The organism is Deinococcus sp. Arct2-2, assembly GCF_004801315.1.
GTDB lineage: Bacteria > Deinococcota > Deinococci > Deinococcales > Deinococcaceae > Deinococcus.
The window spans coordinates 1-20,448 of record NZ_SSNW01000046.1 but is presented as its reverse complement, the minus strand read 5'-3'; the positions used below and the strand labels follow the sequence as shown (position 1 = coordinate 20,448).

The following is a 20,448-nucleotide window of genomic DNA, read 5'->3' as shown; positions in this document are numbered from 1 at the left end:
AAGGAGTTCCATATGCAGATCGGCATCGACAGCTTCGCCGCCACCATCACCGATCCGGACACCGGAGTCACGCTCTCCGGTGCCGACCGCCTCAACCACCTCATCGAAGAAATCGAACGCGCCGACGAGGTTGGCCTCGACTCCTTTGGCGTCGGCGAACATCACCGCCGCGAATATCTCGATGCCGCGCCCGCCATGATCCTCGCCGCCGCCGCCGCCCGCACCAAACGCATTCGCCTCAACAGTGCCGTGACCGTTCTCAGCGCCGACGATCCTGTCCGGGTGTTCCAGCAGTACGCCACCCTCGACCTCTTGTCCCGTGGCCGTGCGGAAATCGTGGTCGGGCGCGGTTCTTTCGTGGAAGCCTACCCACTCTTCGGCTTGCACTTGGAAGACTACGACGCGCTGTTCGTCGAAAAGCTCGACCTTTTGCTCAAACTGCGTGACGAGACCCACGTCCAGTGGCAGGGACAATTTCGCGCGCCGCTCACCGGACAAGGCGTGTACCCGCGCCCGCACCAGGAGCGGCTGCCTATCTGGGTCGGCGTCGGCGGCACACCCGCGTCGTTCGTGCGTGCGGGAACCCTGGGACTGCCGCTGATGGTGGCCATCATTGGAGGGGACTTCCGGCGGTTCCGGCCGCTGGTGGACTTATACCGCCGTGCAGGCGAGGCGGCGGGGCACGCACCAGAAATACTGCGGGTGAGCGTGCACGCCTTCGGCTTCGTCGCGGAAACCTCCCAAGCAGCGCGCGACGCGTTCTATCCAGGCTACGCCCGCATGGTCGACACCATCGGCCGTGAGCGCGGCTGGCCCCCGGCTTCACGTGCCCGGTTTGAGGCGGAGTGTGGCCCGTCTGGGGCGTACTTGATCGGGAGCGTGCAGGAGGTGGTCGACAAGGCCGTACATGTACATGAGGTGCTGGGAGGGGTGTCGCGCCTGACGTTTCAGATGACGAATGTGGCAGTGGCCCATGACCGCATGCTGCGGGCCATCGGCCTGCTGGGAGGCGAAGTGGCCCCCCACGTGCGCGAGCGGTTGGCACAGCTCTGGCGCTGAGCTAATGGGGTGCCAATGCTGTGGCTGATTCGCTGCCCTGGATACACAGCACCAAGCCCTACTCAGCCATGGGTTGACTTACCGCAGCCAGCAGTGCAACAAGAAAGGCTTTTGCGGAGAGCAGTGAAAGTTCAAGCCGCGGTTCGGAACCCAGATGGTGGTGGCAGCGGCTGGCCTGGTGCCGTTTTCAGGCATAGATACCGGGTGTTTGAGGTGCCGCCCCCCCACTCTCCCCCGCCTCCGTTCGGCCCCCTGCCCACTGAGGGATACTGTGTGCCTGCCTGAGCCCACGCTTGAGCAAGCGGAAGAGTGCCTTCATGCCCAAAGAGAACATCCCCACCTCCCACCAAACCCATCCACTCGACCTCGCCACCATTGAAGCCTTGAAACTGGAAGGCTTGCAACCTGCGGACGGTCAAACCGTCGCTGCCCTGTTCAAGCTTCGAACGGGCGACCGCGAACACCTCTGCGGCCTCTACCGGCCAGCAGACGTGGTGCCCCTGCAGGTCAAAACCCACATGAGCTTTGTCGCGTGAGGGCCAGAACAGCCCTACACGCTAACCGTGCCACCTCTGACGATCTTCCTGAATGACCAGAAGTTGTCAGACGCACAGATCCAACTTTTCAGTGGACACGCCAGCAAGAAGAGCCTGGAAACCTACCAGCACCTATCGTTGGACGCTGTGGACGCCGCCTATCAGTGAGCCGTCCGGTTACTGGATCTCTAGCCCCCGGATTTTGGTGAACTCCGACAAGGCGAATTCAAAACGCCCTATCGTTTCGTTCAATCACCGTGAAACGGTGTTGCCCCCGTTTTTGGTGCCCTCCTTGCAACAGGGGTAGCCAGACGATTGAGCCACTTCTGCCCTCAGGCAGCCGCGAACCACGTTAAGGCGCCACGGATTACCACGACTGTGATGTTTGTGTCAACCCCCTTAACCTAGTCTTAAGCATGCCAAACATGCCGTCATCTGAGGGCGAGTTTGTTCGTCTAACCGATCTCCAAGCCCCCAAAACAGACGCACAGGCGCCTTTTGTTTTCACTGCACATCTGCTGCCGAGTGATCAGCCTGAATGGTTGTTGATGCTCGTCGCCGCACTGACCAACGCCACCAATGGAATCGTCGTCAGTGCCAATATCGAGGGACGGCCCATCGTGTACTGCAATCCAGCATTCGAACGGCTGACCGGGTACACCCTCAGCGAAATCGTCGGCCACAACTGCCGCTTCCTGCAGGGTGAGGGCACGGATCCCGAGGCCATCCACCAAATGCGGACTGCCTTCGACGCCGGGGCAGCCATCGACCTTGTGGTCCTGAATTACAAGAAAGGTGGAACGCCTTTCTGGAATGCCCTCAACATTGGGCCGATCCACAATGCTGAGGGAACACTGACGCATTTCATCGGTGTTCAGACTGACGTGACCGAACGTATCGATCTTCAACAGCAGATGGAACACCGCGCCTTCACCGATGTCCTCACTGGCTTACCCAACCGGGCGCAGTTTATGCTCGAGCTGGAACGCGAGCTTGCACGGATCGACCGTCAAGGGCATGTCGCGCTGGGGTTCGTGGATCTGGACGGCTTCAAATCGATCAACGACCGCTACGGGCACCAGGCTGGGGATGAGCTGCTGGTGCAGGTGGCCGCACGCCTGACGGGAGTTGTTCGGGGCAGTGATCTGGTCGCGCGGCTGGCTGGAGACGAGTTCGTGCTGCTGCTAAGGCAGACGGAGTCCCGAGACGTTCTTGAGCTGCTGGGGCCCCGCATTCTGGCTGCGTTTCAGTCCCCATTCGTGCTGGACGCTGATACCGTGACGATGCACGCCAGTCTCGGTTTGGTTCAGCACGTCGCCGGCGAGAGTACAGCCGCGTTACTCGAACGCGCGGACCACTGCATGTACGCCGCCAAACACCAGGGAAAGAACACGCTCGTGACGGGCTGATCATCGTCGCGCGTCTTCCAGTCAACGCGGCATTGCTGGCCGCACACGACCCCGCCTCTCGGCGCCTCAGGCGGCGTCACGTCGCTGCACGAAGCCCGGACCGAACTGCTCCAGAGGGGCAGTCGACTCTCTGGAGGCGCTGGCCTTCTGCGTCTTCGACCCATGAACCCAATCAGCACAATCAAACAGGAGGAGTTCGTGGATACACAATCAACTCACGCTGCTGATCTTCACCTCCTGACCCAAACGCTGGCCTCCTGCAGCGTCGGCGTGGTGATCAGTGACGCCCGCCAGCCCGACTGTCCAATCATCTATGTCAATCCGGCCTTCGAGCAGCTCAGTGGCTACCAGGCTCAGGAGATCCTCGGGCGCAACTGCCGCTTCCTGCAAGGGCACGACCGCGACCAGGCCGGCAGAGAAGAGATCAGACAGGCCATCGCGCTGCAGAAGAATGTCACCGTCACCCTGCGCAATTACCGCCAGGACGGCAGTCTCTTCTACAACGAGTTGACCCTCTCGCCGATTTTTGACGCGTCTGGGATCCTCACGCACTATGCCGGCTTCCAGAAGGACGTCACTGAACGGGAGCAGGCCCTGCACGAGCAGGCGCAGCTTCAGCAGACCCTCTCCTCGACGCTGGAGCGGGTCACTGACGGCGTCGTTTCGTTCGATCTGGACTGGAACATCCGGTACGTCAACGCGGCGGCGGCGGCGATCGTCAACAAGCAGCCGAGCGAGCTCAGGGGGCAGCATCTCCCCGAGTTGTTCTCGCTCGACCTCCACTCGCCCATCGGCCAGGCCCTTCAACGGGCCGGAGCCACCGGCCTCGTCCAGCGTGAACTGAGTTACGCCCCCACCGTGGAACGCTGGCTGGAGGCCACCGCCTACCCGGCCAAGGACGGCGTCTCGCTGTTTGTGCGTGACGTGACCCAGCAACATCACGCTCAGGCACAGCAGCTGGCCAGCGAGGAACGCTTCAGCAGGGTCTTTGAGGCCGCGCCGATCGGGATCGTGATCACCAGACTCAGCGACGAGTGCTACCTCGACGCCAATCCTGAATTTCTCCGCCAGAGCGGGTACAGTCGCGAAGACATCATCGGATCTACGGGGCCCGAGTTAGACTTCTGGGTCGATCCGGTGCAGCAGGCGGAGATCTGGCGAACACTGCGGGAGCAGGGGAAGCTCTACAACCATGAGGTGCAGTTTCGTCTGCGATCGGGAAAGGTGGCCGACACAACGGTGTCGATGGTTCCGATCATGCTCGGTCAGTAGGAATGCGTCGTGACGCTGGTCCGCAACATCACGCCGGAAAAACGTGCACAGCGAGAGCTTGAAGAGAGTGAGCAACGCTCCCGCCACCTCGCTATGAAGTTGCAGCACACCCTTGATCTCTCGCTGGACATGATCGTGACGATCGGTTTGGACGACCGATTCGTCAGCATCAGTGCGGCCTGTGAGCGCATCCTGGGCTACATGCCTGGGGAGTTGATCGGCCGATCTTACCTCGACTTCGTGCATCCCGATGACCATCCCAAGACCCGCACCGAGCGTGACGACCTGAATGAGACGGGGATCTTGACAGTCTTTCAAAACCGCTACCTCCACAAGCAGGGCCAGATCGTGTGGCTCGAGTGGAACGTCATGCTGGAGCCAGGAGACGCCCTGCTCTACGGTGTGGCCCGCGACGTGACCCAGCGGCGGGCGGCAGAGGAAGATCAGGCCTTTCTGGCGGCCATCGTCCAGGCCAGTCACAACGCGATCGTCGGCGTAGGCCTCGACGACGTCATCCGCTCCTGGAACGCGGGGGCCGGGGAGTTGTACGGCTATACGGCGGCACAGGCCATCGGTCAACCGATGACCCTCATCATCCCGTCTGAATTGCACAGCGAGACGCGCCTCATCTTCCATCAGGTCTCGCAGGGTGAGCGCGTTGAAGCCTTCGAAACCGTCCGGATCGCCCGGGACGGTCGGCGCATCCCGGTCATGATAACGGTTGCGGCGATCCGCAATCCGCAGGGTCAGGTCATCGGCGTGGCCAAGATGATGCGCGACATCACCGTTTTGCAGCTCGCCCAGCGCAATATCCGGCTGCTCAACCAGACGCTCGAGCAGCAGGTGCGGTACATCACCGGGCTGCGTGAGATCGACCAGGCCATCGCCTCGAGTGGCGATCTCACCACCTCCCTGGGGCTGATTCTTGGGAACATCCGCCAGCACCTCGGCGCAGACGCGGCCACCGCGCTGACCCTCAATCCACACACCCTCACCCTCGAATATGTGGCCACCCGCGGCCTGCACAGCACCATGCTGCAGGGGTCAGCGGTGATGCTCACCGACGTGCTCGCCGGTCGGGCGGTGCTGAACCGTCAGGCGGTCAGCGTCTCGGACCTGAAGACGGTCCTCCTCGCACCGGACTGGCAGCAGGTGCTCAGGCGCGAAGGCGTCACCTCGTATTACGCCGCGCCGCTGATCGCCAAAGGCAAGGTGATCGGGGTGATTGAGGTGATGCATCAGCGCCGATTCATGCCCTCCGAGGGGTGGCTGGAAAAGCTCGCCACCCTGTTGGGACAGGCCAGCATCGCCGTCGAGAATGCTCAGCTCCTGCAGGAACTGGAACGGAGCAACCTGGAGTTGCGCCTGGCATACGACGAAACCATTGAAGGCTGGGCCCGGGCGCTGGATCTGCGGGATCACGAAACGGAAGGCCATTCTAGACGCGTGACGGAGCAGACAGTCGCGCTGTGTCAGCAGTTGGGTATGCCGCCCGAGGAACTCGTCCATGTGCGCCGCGGCGCGCTGCTGCACGACATCGGCAAGATGGGGATCCGGGACGCGGTGCTGCTCAAGCCCGGCGCGCTCACCGACGAGGAGTGGGTGGAGATGAGAAAACATCCAGGCTACGCCGTGGCCCTGCTCCGACCGATCAAGTTCCTGCGCCCCGCCCTGGACATCCCGGAGTACCATCACGAGAAGTGGGACGGCAGCGGCTATCCCTTGGGCCTTAGAGGCACTGACATTCCTGTGGCCGCCCGAGCGTTCGCCCTCGTCGATGTCTACGACGCGCTGACCAGTCACCGCCCCTACCGTCGGGCCTGGACCAAGGAACGAGCCCTGGAGCATCTTCAGAGTGGGGCCAGCACCCATTTCGATCCCGATCTGGTTCAGATCTTCATGCAGATGATCCACGCCCAGGCGGGCCCTGAAGCCGCCTGAGGCGCCGAGAGGCGGTGCGTCGTCCAGTCATGTCCAGCCAGCAATGCCGCGTGGACTGGAATATGCCGGGTCTACAGCAACACCCTGATGATGCAGCAAGTGCTCGCGGAACCAGAGTGGCAGGGCCGGCTGACCGAACCAGACCTGCGGGCCCTGGCGCCAGTGAAGGAGCAGCACATCAACCCCTACGGCACCTTCGCACTGGACATGCACGAGCGGCTGCTCAACGGCTAGCCCGCACGGCCGAGTTAGCCAAAAATTCGGCCTTCGCCAGGTTAAGCCCCAGTAGGATGGTTTCGGCAGTGGGCGGCCTAGTGCTGCTGGGCTTCGGAGAGCCGCAGGATCTTCTGAGAGTGCAAGGGACTCATAGCCGTTCTTTGACCATCCGGTGAAACGCCGCAGGGCTCAGGCCCACGTGCTCCGCGAGTTCTGTAACGTTCAGGGGCCTGGTGTAGTGCGTTCCCAGCCAGCGGATCGCCCAAGACAGGCGCTCGCTGCTGACGAGAGAAGACAACTGCCCGAATCAGTGGCGTCCTTGGGGATAGAACAGGCGCCAGTTCAGGGCATTTCTATGAGTTGGATGAACACCTCGACCACACTGGGGTCGAAGTGGGCATTGGCCTCGTTTCTGATGTGGTTGATGGCCTGCTCCCGAGTCCATGCTTTCCGGTAAGGCCGGTCACTGGTCAGGGCGTCATACACATCCACTATCGCAAATGCCCGTGCTGCCAAAGGGATGTCCTTGCCCTTCAGGCCCAGCGGATACCCGCTGCCATCCCATTTTTCATGGTGATACTGCGGGATATCCAACGCCGGCCGCAGGAATTTGATGGACGAGAGCAGCTCCACCGCCAAGCGGGGATGCTGCTTCATCTTGTCCCACTCCTCCGGCGTGAGCTTGTCGGGCTTGAGCAGGATCGCGTCCGGCACGCCCATCTTGCCGATGTCGTGCAGCAGGGCCCCGCGGCGCACATCGACCAGTTGCTGCGCACGAAGGCCCAAGTGCTGGCACAGCCTCACCGTCAGTTCAGTCACGCGCCTTGAGTGGCCTTCTGTTTCATGGTCGCGCAGGTCCAGGGCCCGCGCCCAGCCTTCAATGGTTTCCTCATAGGCAAAACGTAATTCCAAGGTGGTGTGTTCAAGTGACCGAAATAGGCCCGCATTGTCGACGGCAATGGCAGCCTGACTGATCAGCAGTTCAAAAATCTCGAGCCAGACCGAAGACGGCTCGAACGGCTGAGAGTGAAGCACTTCGAGCACGCCCAGCACCTTCCCATTGGCGATGATCGGTGCCGCGTAATACGCCATCAGGTGATGCTTGTTTAACATCTCGCGCCAGGGCTGAGACACCAGCACGTTCTGTAAATCAGGGATGCTAAGCGGTTGACGGGTCAGCGCGACCCGCCCAGACAACTCTTCACCCAACCGGACGGTGAACCCCTGAAGTGCGGTGGTAAAGCCACGCGCGGCGGTGTACTCGAGCGTCAGGGTAGAGGCGTTGAGCAGCAACACCGTTGCGGCGTCTACACCCAACTGATGCCTGATGTTGTCGAGGATCATGCCCAGCGTGATGGAAAGTTCCCCACTCGAGACAATGGCTTGGTCGATCTCCCGCAGCGCGGTGATGCGCCGAACCTGCTGCTGAAGATCCTCATGGAGGGCCTGAATCCTGACTTCGGCGACCTTGCGCTCGCTGATGTCATGCGCGAGCTTGGACAGGCCGATCACTTCACCCGCCACGTTGATGATCGGGGAGACACTGACCACCACGGGAAGCCGGTGACCCCCTTTGGTCAGCCTGACCGACTCGAAGGGCTGAGTCCGCTGGCCGCTTCGGGCGAGTTCGAAGGCCTGCTGCTGCTGCTCATGGAACTCAGGCGGCACGATCATCGTGATCGACTGCCCGACCATCTCTGCAGCGGCGTGCTGATACAGGTGCTCCGCACCTGCATTCCAGGCCCGGATGGTGCCGTCGAGCGTTACCCCAATGATGGCATCATGGCTGGCCTGAACAATGGCGGCTAAATACGCGTGCTCCTCCTCGGCGGTTCTCTGGGCCGTGATATCTCGGCTGACGATCCACAGGCCCTCATCCGATGTTTCGATCGTCATTTCGACCCACCTTCGGAGGGTCGGCAGGTAACTGACGGCCCGCTGAGGCGCTCTATTTTCCTGCGACATGCGGAGGGCGCGCCCCAGGGTCCGGTCTTCGAGTTCAGGAAAGGTGGTAAAGAAGTTGTGCCCGAGCAGCTCGGCTGATGACCTGCCCAGCAGGCTGGACGCAGAACTGTTGATATAGGTGATGGTTCCGTCCCAGTCGAGGGCGGCAAAGCCTTCGGTCGTGCGGTTGAGGGTCGAGGTGAGCCGCCCGTGGGCCTGGGCTTCGCTCTGGTAGGCCCGTTCGCGTGCAGTCACATCGTTCTGGAAGCCGACAAAGTGCGTGACCTTGCCTGCCTGGTCGTGAATCGGGCTGATGGTCAGCTCGTTGTGAAACAGGGTACCGTCCTTGTGGTAGTTGCGCAGGGTCACGGTGGTGCTGCGTCCCTGTGCAAGAGCTTGCTTGATCTCTACCACGCCAGGCTGACCGCGGTCTTGACCCTGCAGGAAGCGGCAATTGCGCCCGATCAACTCAACTGCCGAGTACCCGCTGAGGTGCTCAAATGCTGGATTGACGTACACGATCGGCTGATCGGCTTGAAGAGCGTCCGTGATGATGACGCCAATAGCACAGGCAGCCAGGGTCTGACTCAGGAGCTGGAGATCGGGCGAAAGGGTGTACGAGGTGTCCATAGCGATCTCCTGAATTGTTCGTTCCCCAAACGGTTCCCGGCGTTATCGCATCCCGCTGTCAGTTCGAAGTATACGGGAGGACGCCCTGTCCGGCTGGAACGCGAGGAGACGTCATAAAACAGAGGTAGTCCGCCCAAGAGCAACTCCGTGCTGCAAGACGCCCAGACAGACCAGAGAGGACTCGTGCAGGGACTGTGGATGCAGAGTTATCCAACCGGTGTCCAAATGCTGAGCGCTCGTTTCTCGTCGTTGAGCTTGGCCAGATTCACATCCCATCCACTGAACAACTCTGTAATATACCTAACATTCCCCGTCCGCAAACGGATTTGGGAGAGGCGCCGCTTGTCCACTGTCCACCCCTCCAGTCCCCGGCCCCTCCCTGAGGCGACATGACTAATCCAGACCCTGTGTTTGAAGCCCAGCACCTCCGAGCGCAAGCCGAACACCACGTCCGCTCCACCTCACCGCTGCCGCTCTGGGCGGGCTGGCCTGCAGAAGCCCTGAACTATGAACTCCACGTCTATCACGCGGAACTCACCGCACAAAACGAAGAGCTCCAGCTCACCGTGGCCGAACTCGAACGCGAACACCAGCTCCAGCACAGCCTGTATGAGCACGTGCCCACCGCCTACTTGACGCTCGACGCGCAAGCCATGGTGCTGAATGTCAATCCGGCGGGAGAACGCTTGCTCGGTTTCCAGAGAGGTCACCTGCTGACCCGGCGCTTCTTGCAGTTCATTGCTCCTGCTCAACGTGCAGCCTTTAACCAGCTGCTGCGCGTCCTGTCCGTCCCTGGCGCCACTGGGGGCCAGCCCTTCAGGCTGATCCCCAGCGGGAACCAGCTGTTGGACGTGCACCTGCAGGTCTTGGCGCTGCCCCATCCCCCACAGGATCAGGCGACCTATCTCTTGAGCCTGACCGACCTGACGCCCTTGGTTAAAGCCCAAGGGGCGTTGCATGATCTGAACGCCACTCTGGAAGACCGGGTGCGTGAAGGCACCCAGCAATTCCATGCCTTGAGTGCCCAGTTCCGGCATCAGGCGCGGCATGATGCCCTGACCGGCCTGCCCAACCGGGCCGCCTTTGAGGAATGTCTTCTCCTGGCGCTCGAGGGTCTGCACCAGCGAGGAGAACCGTTCGCGGTGCTCTTCTGCGACGTGGACCGCTTCAAACGCATCAATGACACTCTGGGCCATCCGGCAGGGGATCATGTGCTTCAGGAACTGGCCCGGCGCCTGCACAGCGTGATCCGGCCCACGGATCACGTGGCCCGGCTCGGCGGCGATGAGTTCGCGGTGCTGCTCCACGGCGTGGCGGATCAGGCCGTCGTTTCCCGGGTGATGGCCCGGCTGGAACACGCGCTCCTCGGTCCGTTCATCGTCGAAGGCCAAGAGCTGTTCATTCAGATCGGCAGCGGGGTCTTGCTGGTCACCGCCGAGTACCACACCTCGGAAGAGATTCTCCGGGACGTAGATTTGGCCCTCTACCAAGCCAAACGGGGTGGGCCGGCGGGCACCCGGCTGTTTGAACCCGCCATGCGCGACGAGTTCCGAGGCCGCTTGGCATTGGAGGGCGACCTGCGGCACGCGCTCGAACGTGACGAACTGCGGGTGCACTATCAACCCATCGTCGCGCTGAAAGATGGGGGGCTGCTGGGTCTCGAAGCCTTAATCCATTGGCAGCATCCCCAGCAGGGGCTCTTGTCCGCCGGCGCGTTTGTGCCCCTGGCCGAAGAGCTGGGGCTGATGGGCCAGTTCGACGGCTGGGTGCTGCAGACGGCAGCCAGGGAACTGGCCCGCTGGCCGGTCGATTCAGCCCAGTTCCCGGCACTGTGGCTGAATGTCAATGTGTCAGCCGCGCACTTGGGGCAAGTGGCCGACGTGGCCGCGCACCTCGCCGGGACGGCGTTGCCCGCCCCATGGCAGGTCTTGATTGAGATCACTGAACGGGTGCTGACCCAGCCTGCGGACACCGACGCAGCCACCCTGCAGGTCTTACACGCCGCCGGGATCGAACTGGTGGTCGACGATTTCGGGATCGGGGTTTCCTCCCTGAGCAGCCTGCACCGCTTCCCCTTGCGGATGCTTAAAATTGACCGCTCGTTCGTGACGACGCTGGATCAGAACCGGGAATTGGTTAGAACCATCGCCGTCGTGGGCCACACCTTGGGCTTGACGGTGGTCGCTGAAGGTGTTGAAACCGAAGCACAACGCGCCCAACTCATGGCGTTGGGCCTGACCGTCGGCCAAGGGTATCTCTTCGCCCCGCCCCTGCCCGCCGATCAGCTGGCCACGTTCCTGAACTCTGGCGCCCGTTAGACCTCTTCCTTGGCGGTGTCGTAGATGAGCTGCTCGTCACTGAGGGCTTGATTCTCGGTGATGTTCTGAAAGATCCGCTGGGTGCGGTCTTCCATCTCTTCAGCCTTCCGCAGGTATTCACTGGCCAGCCGGGTCTGTCCATTGGCTTCCAGTTCCCGGCCGGTGTTCTCCAGCAGCATGCTGGCTTCCTCTAAGGCCCGCATGGTGATCCACAAGGTATCTTCGATCTTCTCCGTCACGCTGACCAGCAGCGTGTCGCCCGTATAGGCGTGACCGGTATGGCAGCGGTAGCGGGTAATGCCCCCCTCCTTAATTTGTACCAACACGCCGCCACATTCCGGGCAGGTCTGGGGCGTCACTTGGCCGAACTTCATGACGCCTTTCCGGAACGCATGTGCCGTGCTGGCAATACTGACTTCAATCCCCACCCGTTCCCGGTCACCCTCGTCAACATGCACCTCCGTCCCCATGGGCTCGGCCACCAAGCGGATCAGCAAGGCGGCCAGTCCCTCAGCCGTCACCGTGTGGTCAATGTCCACCTGATCTGCTGCACTCTTCGGCATCGAGTTGTACTGGGCGTCCTCGGGATCTTGGACGACCGCCCTGCCGCCAAAGTGCTTGACTGTCCACAGCCCCGAGGTACCGTCATCCAGCAGGCCCGAGAGCACCACCCCAATGACGTTTGGCCCCTCGCTGTAGGCCGCTGAACGGAACAGGGTGTCCACCGCCGGGCGCATCCGGTTTTCTTTGGGGCCCTTAGTCACACTGAAGCGGCCTTCTTCGACGAGCAGGTGATGATCGGGCGGGGCACAGTAGATGTGCCCCGGCAACAGGGGTTCACCTTGAACCGGAGTCGAGACCGGGAGCGGCCCGGCCCGGCCCAAGATCTCGGGCAAGAAACTGGGTACATGGGCGGGGATGTGCAAGACGATGCACACGGTGGCGGGGAAGTCGGCTGGCAGCCCGGCCGCCAAGAGTTGCAGGGGGTGCATCCCCCCCGCAGACGCGCCAATGACCACCAGTCGGTGTGGAAGCATAGCCCCAGTGTGGCCTAAAGGCACGCCAGCAGCCTTCAGTGTTTCTGAACCCAGACTTGGTGCTTACGCTGCAGAGTCTGTGGGCGTGACGGCACCCTCCGGCTTGGGCAATTGAACCCAGAACACGGCGCCTTCACCGGGGACACTGTCCGCCCAGACCTGACCGTGAAGGTGCTGCACTATGCGTTTGACGAGCGCCAAGCCCAGTCCTTGCCCCTTGAAGTCGCGGGGGCGGTGCAGCCGCCCAAACAGCGTGAAGAGCCGCTCGTTCTGCGCCGGATCGAAGCCCACGCCGTTGTCCCGCACGCTGAACACGTAGGCTTCCCTGTGTTCCTGAACTCCCACATGAATTTGGGCCTCCGGGCGAGGCCCGGTGAATTTGACCGCGTTGGACAGCAGGTGTTTGAAGATCAGCCGGAGCTGTTGAGGACTGCCCCAGATGGTGGGCAGAGAGTCATACGTCAGCTTGACCTCCCGGCCCGGCCACTCGGGTTCGAGGTCATGAGCTAGACCGGAGACCAAGTGGTTGAGGTTGACCTGAGTGCGGTGCGTGCTGGGCTGGGTACTCTGGAAAAATTCAGTCAGGGCGGTCGTGAGCGTTCCCAAGTCGGAGGCGGCCTCCAGCAAATGCTGGAGGACTTTGGCACTCTTCACATCGGCGGGGGTCAGGCTGTCCTTGAGGAACTGGGCAAAGCCTTGGATCTGCCGCTGTGGCCCGGTCAGGTCTTGGGTCAGGGCGCGCAGGAAGGTCTGGAGTTCGGCATTCAGGCTCTGGGCCTCTTGGCGGCGTTCATCGGCTTCCTGTTGAGCCGATTTCAGCGCGGTGACGTCGGTGAGCACCATGCGTGCCCGCCAGCCCGCGGGGGTGTGCAAGGAGGTGCATTCCAGCTGGGCCTGCCACCAGCGGCCATCTGAACCGTGCATCTGCAGCTCGGTGCGGTGAGGTCCGTCTGCGCGGGTCCACACGTGGTTCAGCAGGGTGGCCAGGTGGGGCCGCTGAGTGGGATCGACAAAGAGGGCGAACGGACGCCCGATGAGGTGGATCTCTGGGGAGCCCAATTGGGCGCAGCCCAGGGCGTTGATCTGCTGAATGGTGCCGGCCGAATCACAGACGACGTAACCCACGGGGGCCGCCTGGAATAGGTCGGCGTACTGGTTGCGGGCCAGCTCCAATTCCAGGTTGGTCTGGCGCAGCTCTTCGTTCTGGGCTTCGAGCTCGACTTGATGAATCTGGAGGGTATGGGCCTGGGCTTCGAAGCGCTGTTGGAGGTCGGTGTGCGAATTCATGGGTGCTCCCCGGCGTGAAGTCGAGCTTCAAGCCTTCCAGACGCGTGTCCACCTCAAGCCTGTCCCGTCACGCCAGCATAGCCCGAGTGCGAGTGCTCAACAGTAGTGTTCCGTCAGGAGGGCGCCGACCTCCCACTGCCTGGCCCAGAACCCAACAGGGCTTAACCCAGCGAAGGGTCGCAAGTTGTCCAACTCGCCCAGGATTCCACTTCAAGGCTTTGCAAAAGGGAGGGATTTGCACAGGTGGTAGGGCTCTGATGAACACGGCACTTTCTTGTTGCGAAAGCTTGTTGCTTTTGTGTTCATCCGTGCAACAGGCTTTCACAATGCACAATGATCGTGTTTGCCAGCCCCATTCATTCTGTGCAGATCTGGCCGTTTCTGCATGACAGGAGACTACTAACATTCAGGGTCAGGGACAACGCGATTCGGAGAGCAGCGCTTGAGAATGGGTGTTTCTCCGTCTCCTCGTGTCGCCATATCGCCTACGTAGGGGGGCTGCTTCCAGATTGTGGTGACTTCTCTCTCAGGTGATACCTGGGCCAGGACTACCCCGCCAATCCAGCAGTCCCTGTTCGGCCGCTTTCCTGACCGCCTCGGTTCGGGAACGGCTGTCCAAGCTCGCCAGGATGTGGCTCATATGCATCTCAACCGTGCGGGGACTGAGCCGCAGTTCCTGCGCGATAGCCTTGTCGCTGCGGCCCAGTGCCACCAGCTTCAGAACCTCGCTCTGGCGCCGGGTCAGGCCGTTCGCGGGCTCGCCAGTGGGCCGGACGCCTCTGCGTCCAGTCACCACGCCTAGCCCTTCCAGTGCGGCGGCTGCCTGCTGGGTCAGCATCACAGCATTCAGGTTGCGGGCGACGCGGTGCGCGGTGCTCAGGTGTTCTTTGGCTTCCTCCGCACGGCCCAAAACCGCTAGCACCTGTCCAGCCCGCAGCCGGGTGCAGGTCTCCTCATATGGACTGTCGGAATCCCGCAGCAGGTTCACGGCGATCTCGAACTGCCCTGAGGCCGTCTCCGGGTGACCGCCCAGCCACGCCAGCTCACCTAGCGCGTGCGCCAGGGCAGAGAAGGCGACCGGCCCGCCATTCAGGTCGGCGGCGCGGTTCAGCGCCTCGGTGGCGCGGCGCAGATCCTGCTCCATGCCCTGAAGGGCGAAATAACTGGACGCCCAACGCATCGGCGACAGAATGTGGTAATGATCCTCGACGCCCTCCCAGATGTCGAGCAGTTCGCGGGCACGGTTCATCGCCTCCTCAGCTTGACCCAATCCTTCTCCCACCAGAGCCAGCCCCCACAGGGCGCGGAGCTTGACTGCCGCCACCCCCGCCCGCTGGGCGAGCTCTGGCGCATCGGTCAGGAAAGGGCGGGCGCGAGCAGGCTGCCCCCGGTGCGCCAGGATGGTGCCCAGCATGGCACCCGCCACAGCACGCGGCGCCAGCGGCGCATGGGGCGAGGTCAACACCACCCGGCACTCGCTGGCAGCCCGATCCCACGCCCCGTTCTGATACAGCGGCACGGTCACGCAGGCTCGGCAGGCGAAGGCGGCCGGACCTGTCTCCTCGCACAGCTCAAAGGCGTCGGCGTAGGCGGCCCGCGCACCCAGAAAATCACCGCAGTGCTCCAAAGTATCCGCCAGCCGGTGCAACACCTCGACCGCCGCCCCGGTGAAGGTGCCCCTTATGGCGATGGACAGTGCGTCCCGGCAGACCCTGAGCCCCTGTTCGGCCTGCCCGCTGCGTGCCAAGGCATTGCCCTGTTGCCCTAGAATGCGCGCTTCCAAGTCGCGCCTCCCGGCCTGCCTGGCGTCGTTCAGGGCCAGTGTCAGCACCTCAAGGGCGGCAGAATTGCGGCTCACGGCGCGTAGGGTAGTTCCGAGCGTCAGCCGCTCCTCAGCGGCCTCGGCGGCAGCTCCGCAGCGCCCGAAGGCCTCGGCGGCCAATCGGCGCGTCTCGCTGGCCTGCTCCCACAATCCCTGCAGGTCGAGGGTGCCTGCGAGTCGGCGCTGCGCTTCGGCGAACCCGTGGGTGTGACCCGCCTCGAGGTGAGCTTGCGCGGCCTCTCGCCAGGCGCGGGCCGCCTCGCTCAGCAGGCCGCAGGCCTGGGCGCAGCGCCCCAGTTGCGCCAGCACCTCAAGGCGGTGCGCTTCATCGGCGCCACTCGGCCACAATTCCAGTGCCCGGCTGGCCGCTTCGGCGGCGTCGCGGTAGGCGTGTAACCGGCACGACGCCTCGGCAGAGCGCAGCAGCGCGGCGCGGGCCTGCTCTGGCTCGTGCCCGGCCAGCCAATGTTCTGCAATCAGGCTCGCCGAAACAGCAGTGGTGGTGAGCGCCGCCGCAACCTGCCGGTGCAGGCCGCGGCGGCGACCCCAAGGAATACCGGCGTACACCACGTCGCGGATCAGGGCGTGACGGAACGACACGCGCCCCTGATCCCCGGTCAGCAGGCCACACCCGATCAGCGCGTCACATAGGAGTTCGTCCACCAGCAGGGCGTCCAGCATATCCATGTCGAAGGCCGCCCCGAGCACTGCAGCAGTCTCGGCGGCCCGCTGAACCTCGGGGAGCAGGCGGTCCACGTCGAGCAGGACCGCGTCCCGTAGGGTCTGCGGTAGTACGGCACCCTGACCTGGCACCAGATCCAACAGGCCGTCGCGGTTGGGGGCCAGCTTTCCCCCTGAGCGCAGGGCCGCCGCGTATTCGCGGGCGTAGAGCGGCACGCCCTCTGAACGCTCATGTACTAGGTCAGATACGCTGTCGGCCACGGGTGCCCCCACCGTCCCAGCCACCAGTTCGGCGATGCTTTCCGCCGTCAAACTGCCGAGGTGCAACTCCTCCAGCACCCCAGCCCGGCGCAGGTCTTGGCGGGCCTGCCGCAGCGGGTGGCCGCGCGGCAGCTCTTCGGGCCGGTAGGTGCCGAGCGTCAGGACTTGCCGGTCTGCGAGCCAGCTCGGCAGCAGCGGAAGGAGGTCGAGCGTCGCGTGGTCGGCCCAGTGCAGGTCTTCGAGCAGCAGCGCTGTCGGGCCCCCCTGTGTCAGGAGGCGCAAGGCCGCGCGCAAAGCCCCTTGCAGCAGTGCGGGTGTGCTGCCATTCTCGGGTGCCAGTGCCCCCAGTTCTGGCAGCAGCAGCGCCACCAGGGGCGAGTAAGGTACGCGTACCCGGGTGTCGCGTGACGCGCCTGCTAGAACTTGGAGTGCCTGACCGGCCAGCGCCACTTCGAGGAGACGCGTCTTGCCGATGCCTGCCTCGCCGTCCAGCAGCAGCACGCCCCCCAAACCCTGACCAGCGCGTTCCAGCGCCCCGGCCAGCACGGCCAGTTCCTGCGAACGTCCGACGAGAACCGTCATGGCAAACCCTGCACGATGCTGTCCATCCTGCCTTCAGCGTACCCCCCCGGCCAGGAGGGCTGCGCGCACTACGGTAGCCGGCCTTTCCAACTACCGTAGTTCCCCGTACCGGTCGGCGGAAGCAGTGGCCTAGCCTGAGGTCGGGAAGCAGGGAACACCAGCGGCCCACCTGGGAGGACACCATGACTGGAACGATGACAACCGGAACGACAGCGCAGCCAGACAGCGAGATGCAGGCCCTCAAGACCCGTCTCAAGGCCACCTGGGAAAGCGGCGACTACGGGGTCTTCGCCCGCTATCTGGAACCGGGTGCCCTGGAGTTCCTACAGCGGCTGAACCTGAACCCTGGTGAGCGTCTGCTGGACGTGGCCTGCGGAGCAGGGCAACTGGTGATTCCTGCCTCGCGCGCAGGCACCGACGCTACAGGGGTGGACATCGCAGCGAACCTGATTGAGCAGGCCCGGCAGCGGGCCAGAACCGACGGCCTAAGCGCTCACTTCGATGAGGGCGATGCCGAGGACCTGCCGTACCCGGACGCGGGCTTCGACGTGGTCAGCAGCCTGGTTGGCATGATGTTCGCTCCGCGTCCGGACCGGGTGGTGGCCGAAGCACTGCGGGTGTGTCGACCAGGCGGACGGCTAGTGATCGGCAGCTGGACACCAGCCAGTTTCATTGGTGGAATGTTTAAGGTCATCGGGCGCCACGTGCCGCCTTCGCCGCTGATGCCCTCACCGATGCTGTGGGGGGACGAGACCGTGCTGCGCGAGCGCTTCGGTACTGGCGTGACGGCGCTCAGCTTCGAGCGCATGGCCTACCCCCTGGCTTATCCCTTCGGCCCCGCCGAGGTGGTAGGGTTCTACCGCACCTACTACGGCCCGACCAACCGCGCGTTTGCGGCGTTGCCTGAGGATCTGCAGGACACGTTGCGCCACGACCTGGAAGCGCACTGGACCGAGCACAACCGGGCCACAGACGGCACCACTCGCCTGGACTCAGAGCTGCTGATCCTGAAAGCCATGAGGGCCTGAGAGGCTGACACCCGTGAGGAAGGTGGGGAACGCATTGACTTCGGCCAGGGAAGAGACACAATTTTGAAATTTTTGTAGATATTGTTGTGCGCCTGAGTTGTCAAGCCTCGCCAGTGGGCCTCATGAACTCTGGGTCAGAGGATAAGCCGGATTTCACCACAGCAAACCCGACGCACAGCAATTTGCGTGCCAAGGCGATCACCGCGACTTTCCCCGGTTTTCCCTGTTCCCGAAGGCGTTGATAAAACGCCTTTTCTTTCGTCTTGGTACGCGTTGCTGCCACGGCGGCGCTGTACACAATCCGTCTGAGTCGAGGGTTTCCAAGCTTCGAGATGCGTCCACGGGTAGTAGCCACATTGTGTGTTGCGCCCAGCCATGGAAAGCTGGGCGCGTCACTCCCACTCGGGCCAACACACCTGTGAGCCACATAGATCTTCAAGATCGGGGGCGAAATCATGGTCGGCCCGAGACCCATTCACTCAGACGCAACCCTCTGCAGCGGCTACCAAGCCCGAACACAAAGTAACGTCGATTGATCAGGGCAGTGACCATCCCTCTTCACTGGAGGTTTTTATGTTGATGGTCGGGATCGATATCGGCAAAACAGAGCTTTTTGTTTGTCTGGACGGCGATGAACAGAAAGCTGCCAAGCCGTGTGCCAACACTGCTGCGGGTCACCAGAATCTGTTGACCTGGCTGCACAAGAGAGGCGCTGCGCCTCAAAAAACGCAGGTGGTGATGGAATCCACCAGCGTGTACTGGGAAGTCCTTGCGTTCACGCTGCACGACGCCGGATTCAAGGTCAGTGTCGTCAATCCGGCCAAGATCAAATTCTTCGCTCGGAGTCTGTTGAGGCGCGGCAAGACCGACACCCTCGATGCCGCACTCATCGCGCAATACGGCGCGACCATGCGTCCAGCCTGCTGGACGCCGCCAGAAGCGGATGTCCTTGAACTGCGTGCTCTGGTTCGGGATCGTGATGTCATCGTTGCCCTAATCACCTTGGAGAAAAGCCGCCGCCATGCTGCGGATCATCAGGCTCCTCCAAGTGCCACGACCCAACTCTGGAGCGATGCACGGCTCGCGCTCCTCGAGCAGCAAGTGAAGGCGGCTGATCAGGCCATCAGCGTCGCCACCAGCGGCGCGCGGGCATTGAGGGCACCCTTTCACAGGGGGTTCGAGCCTTCGGACTGAGGAACTGCCGGTATCGAGAGCTGCAAAAAACGTCTCTCCAGCATGTGTTGACCGCCCTGGCAATCAATGTGGTTCGGCTCTGTGCCTGGCTGGACGGGGATCGGCCCGTCAGAACAAGGCGCTCGCGCTTCGCTCAACTGCGTGCCGCCTGAATTCGCCAGCAGAATCCCTATTGCTTTTACACCTACTTTTGGCACAGGGTTTTGCACTAACTCCCGTTGCCTACACTCGCGTCTCTACCGATGACCAGACAACGGCCCTTGAGTTGGATGCTCTAAGGAAAGCCGGGGCGGAGCCGCTGAGTAGCACTTGAAACGGAGCTTTCGTCGCCCTAGCCGTACCCTGTAGAACTTCTGACGATGTATGTAGGAAGTTTTTAACCAACTGGGAGCAGTTCCCCTGCATGAAACACGATCGCACACGCAACCGGCTGGGCTGGGCTTGGCCTGCACTGGTGGCTCACCTGACCGCGAAATCATGCAGCCCACTCGGCCTAGAACGCTTAAGGTAGGCCCATGGTCCAGATCGGTGGTCAGGGGTGTGGCTCGCTCGGCATTCTGCTAGGGGATGTGGACAGGTGAGCAGCGGAGAAAGCGCGGTGGTCTGGCAGATCGGTCCTCAACAGTTCACGCATGATGAGCTGCTTAAAGTCTGGCAAGGTCAATTTCGGGACCAGGACGGGTTGATCTGGCTTACGGTGCCGGATATTGAAGCGGGGACGGTTCGTCAAGTCAACAGCTTCTTAACAGGCTTTGGTCTGCGCCAGCATGACATCAAACGGACGTTGGTCGAAGGGGTTCTCAGCCAGTCTGAACGCTTGACCGGCTTGATGGATGTGGATCAGCCTTCTGTGGAGACACTATTTAGCACGGCGCAGCTCGAATCTATCTCTTGGGAACCGGAAGGCTTTGAGGTGGTGTATGACGACGGCGGAATGTTTGGGCATCACATGCTGATCGGGCGGTTTGATCATTTTGATCGCCTGATCGAAGTTGATTTCGCAGGTTGAGGAGACAATCCTGAATTGCTTTACAGATCAACACTCTGTGTTGGCGGATATTTTTTTCCTGCTCTCCAGATTCACTGCTCAGTTCTTCTACCGCTGCTCAAGGCTGTGCTGAACACAGGCTCTGCTGAAAGGCTCGATTTGAATTGACAGGCATCAGTCACAGCATCTAAGTACATCCTTGCTAAGATTTAGATCATGGTGGCTCCGAGGGCCTGAAGGGCG

Annotated in this window: 15 protein-coding genes and 1 pseudogene; 12 read left to right on the top strand and 4 right to left on the bottom strand. The window is 62.3% G+C overall.

Going from position 1 to position 20,448, the window contains the following annotated elements; translation table 11 throughout:
* Positions 1–12: 12 nt before the first annotated feature.
* The 7 genes from E7T06_RS16685 (at position 13) to E7T06_RS16660 (ending at position 6,451) form a co-directional block, all read left to right on the top strand.
* Positions 13–1,059: an Atu2307/SP_0267 family LLM class monooxygenase gene (locus tag E7T06_RS16685; RefSeq protein ID WP_136366901.1), complete on the top strand. Its 1,047-nt coding sequence runs from the start codon at positions 13–15 to the stop codon at positions 1,057–1,059.
* Positions 1,060–1,376: 317 nt separating this feature from the next.
* A complete protein-coding gene (locus tag E7T06_RS16680; protein ID WP_136366900.1) occupies positions 1,377–1,595 on the top strand; it encodes a hypothetical protein in 219 nt (72 codons plus the stop codon).
* 27 nt (positions 1,596–1,622) lie between these two features.
* Positions 1,623–1,763: a hypothetical protein gene (locus E7T06_RS21315; RefSeq protein ID WP_168733602.1), complete on the top strand. Its 141-nt coding sequence runs from the start codon at positions 1,623–1,625 to the stop codon at positions 1,761–1,763.
* 248 nt (positions 1,764–2,011) lie between these two features.
* Positions 2,012–3,004 (top strand): diguanylate cyclase, encoded by a 993-nt coding sequence (locus tag E7T06_RS16675; protein ID WP_240741123.1) that lies wholly within the window; start codon positions 2,012–2,014, stop codon positions 3,002–3,004.
* 162 nt (positions 3,005–3,166) lie between these two features.
* Positions 3,167–4,276 carry a PAS domain-containing protein gene (locus E7T06_RS16670; RefSeq protein WP_136366899.1) on the top strand — a complete coding sequence of 370 codons (1,110 nt, stop codon included), beginning with the start codon at positions 3,167–3,169 and terminating at the stop codon, positions 4,274–4,276.
* A gap of 9 nt (positions 4,277–4,285) precedes the next feature.
* Positions 4,286–6,217, top strand: a complete 1,932-nt coding sequence (locus E7T06_RS16665) for a PAS domain S-box protein (RefSeq protein ID WP_136366898.1) — start codon at positions 4,286–4,288, stop codon at positions 6,215–6,217.
* A 60-nt stretch (positions 6,218–6,277) separates the two neighbouring features.
* A complete protein-coding gene (locus E7T06_RS16660; protein WP_276605582.1) occupies positions 6,278–6,451 on the top strand; it encodes a Tn3 family transposase in 174 nt (57 codons plus the stop codon).
* Between the two features lie 324 nt (positions 6,452–6,775).
* On the opposite strand, the gene E7T06_RS16655 is transcribed toward E7T06_RS16660, so the two are convergent.
* Entirely contained in the window at positions 6,776–9,007 is a 2,232-nt protein-coding gene (locus tag E7T06_RS16655; protein ID WP_136366896.1) for a PAS domain S-box protein, read from the bottom strand.
* 389 nt (positions 9,008–9,396) lie between these two features.
* Between E7T06_RS16655 and E7T06_RS16650 the strand changes: the two genes are divergently transcribed.
* Positions 9,397–11,325: an EAL domain-containing protein gene (locus tag E7T06_RS16650; RefSeq protein WP_136366895.1), complete on the top strand. Its 1,929-nt coding sequence runs from the start codon at positions 9,397–9,399 to the stop codon at positions 11,323–11,325.
* Here E7T06_RS16650 and E7T06_RS16645 read toward each other — a convergent pair.
* The 3 genes from E7T06_RS16645 to E7T06_RS16635 form a co-directional block, all read right to left on the bottom strand.
* Entirely contained in the window at positions 11,322–12,362 is a 1,041-nt protein-coding gene (locus E7T06_RS16645; RefSeq protein ID WP_136366894.1) for a chemotaxis protein CheB, read from the bottom strand. The genes E7T06_RS16650 and E7T06_RS16645 overlap by 4 nt on opposite strands.
* 63 nt (positions 12,363–12,425) lie before the next feature.
* The gene (locus tag E7T06_RS16640) at positions 12,426–13,649 is read right to left on the bottom strand and encodes an ATP-binding protein (protein WP_136366893.1); all 1,224 of its coding nucleotides are present in this window, start codon (positions 13,647–13,649) and stop codon (positions 12,426–12,428) included.
* A gap of 526 nt (positions 13,650–14,175) precedes the next feature.
* Positions 14,176–16,995, bottom strand: a complete 2,820-nt coding sequence (locus E7T06_RS16635; RefSeq protein ID WP_136366892.1) for an AAA family ATPase — start codon at positions 16,993–16,995, stop codon at positions 14,176–14,178.
* A 182-nt stretch (positions 16,996–17,177) separates the two neighbouring features.
* Here E7T06_RS16635 and E7T06_RS16630 point away from each other — a divergent pair, with 182 nt between their 5' ends.
* From E7T06_RS16630 to E7T06_RS16610, 4 genes and pseudogenes are all read left to right on the top strand, one after another.
* A complete protein-coding gene (locus tag E7T06_RS16630; RefSeq protein WP_240741122.1) occupies positions 17,178–18,023 on the top strand; it encodes a class I SAM-dependent methyltransferase in 846 nt (281 codons plus the stop codon).
* Between the two features lie 375 nt (positions 18,024–18,398).
* Positions 18,399–19,217, top strand: a complete 819-nt coding sequence (locus E7T06_RS16620) for a transposase (protein ID WP_136366890.1) — start codon at positions 18,399–18,401, stop codon at positions 19,215–19,217.
* Positions 19,160–19,369, top strand: a pseudogene (locus tag E7T06_RS16615) (transposase); the annotation flags it as partial. The gene E7T06_RS16620 and the pseudogene E7T06_RS16615, both read left to right, overlap by 58 nt.
* Positions 19,370–19,794: 425 nt before the next feature.
* Positions 19,795–20,226 carry a hypothetical protein gene (locus tag E7T06_RS16610; RefSeq protein WP_136366889.1) on the top strand — a complete coding sequence of 144 codons (432 nt, stop codon included), beginning with the start codon at positions 19,795–19,797 and terminating at the stop codon, positions 20,224–20,226.
* Positions 20,227–20,448: the final 222 nt, after the last annotated feature.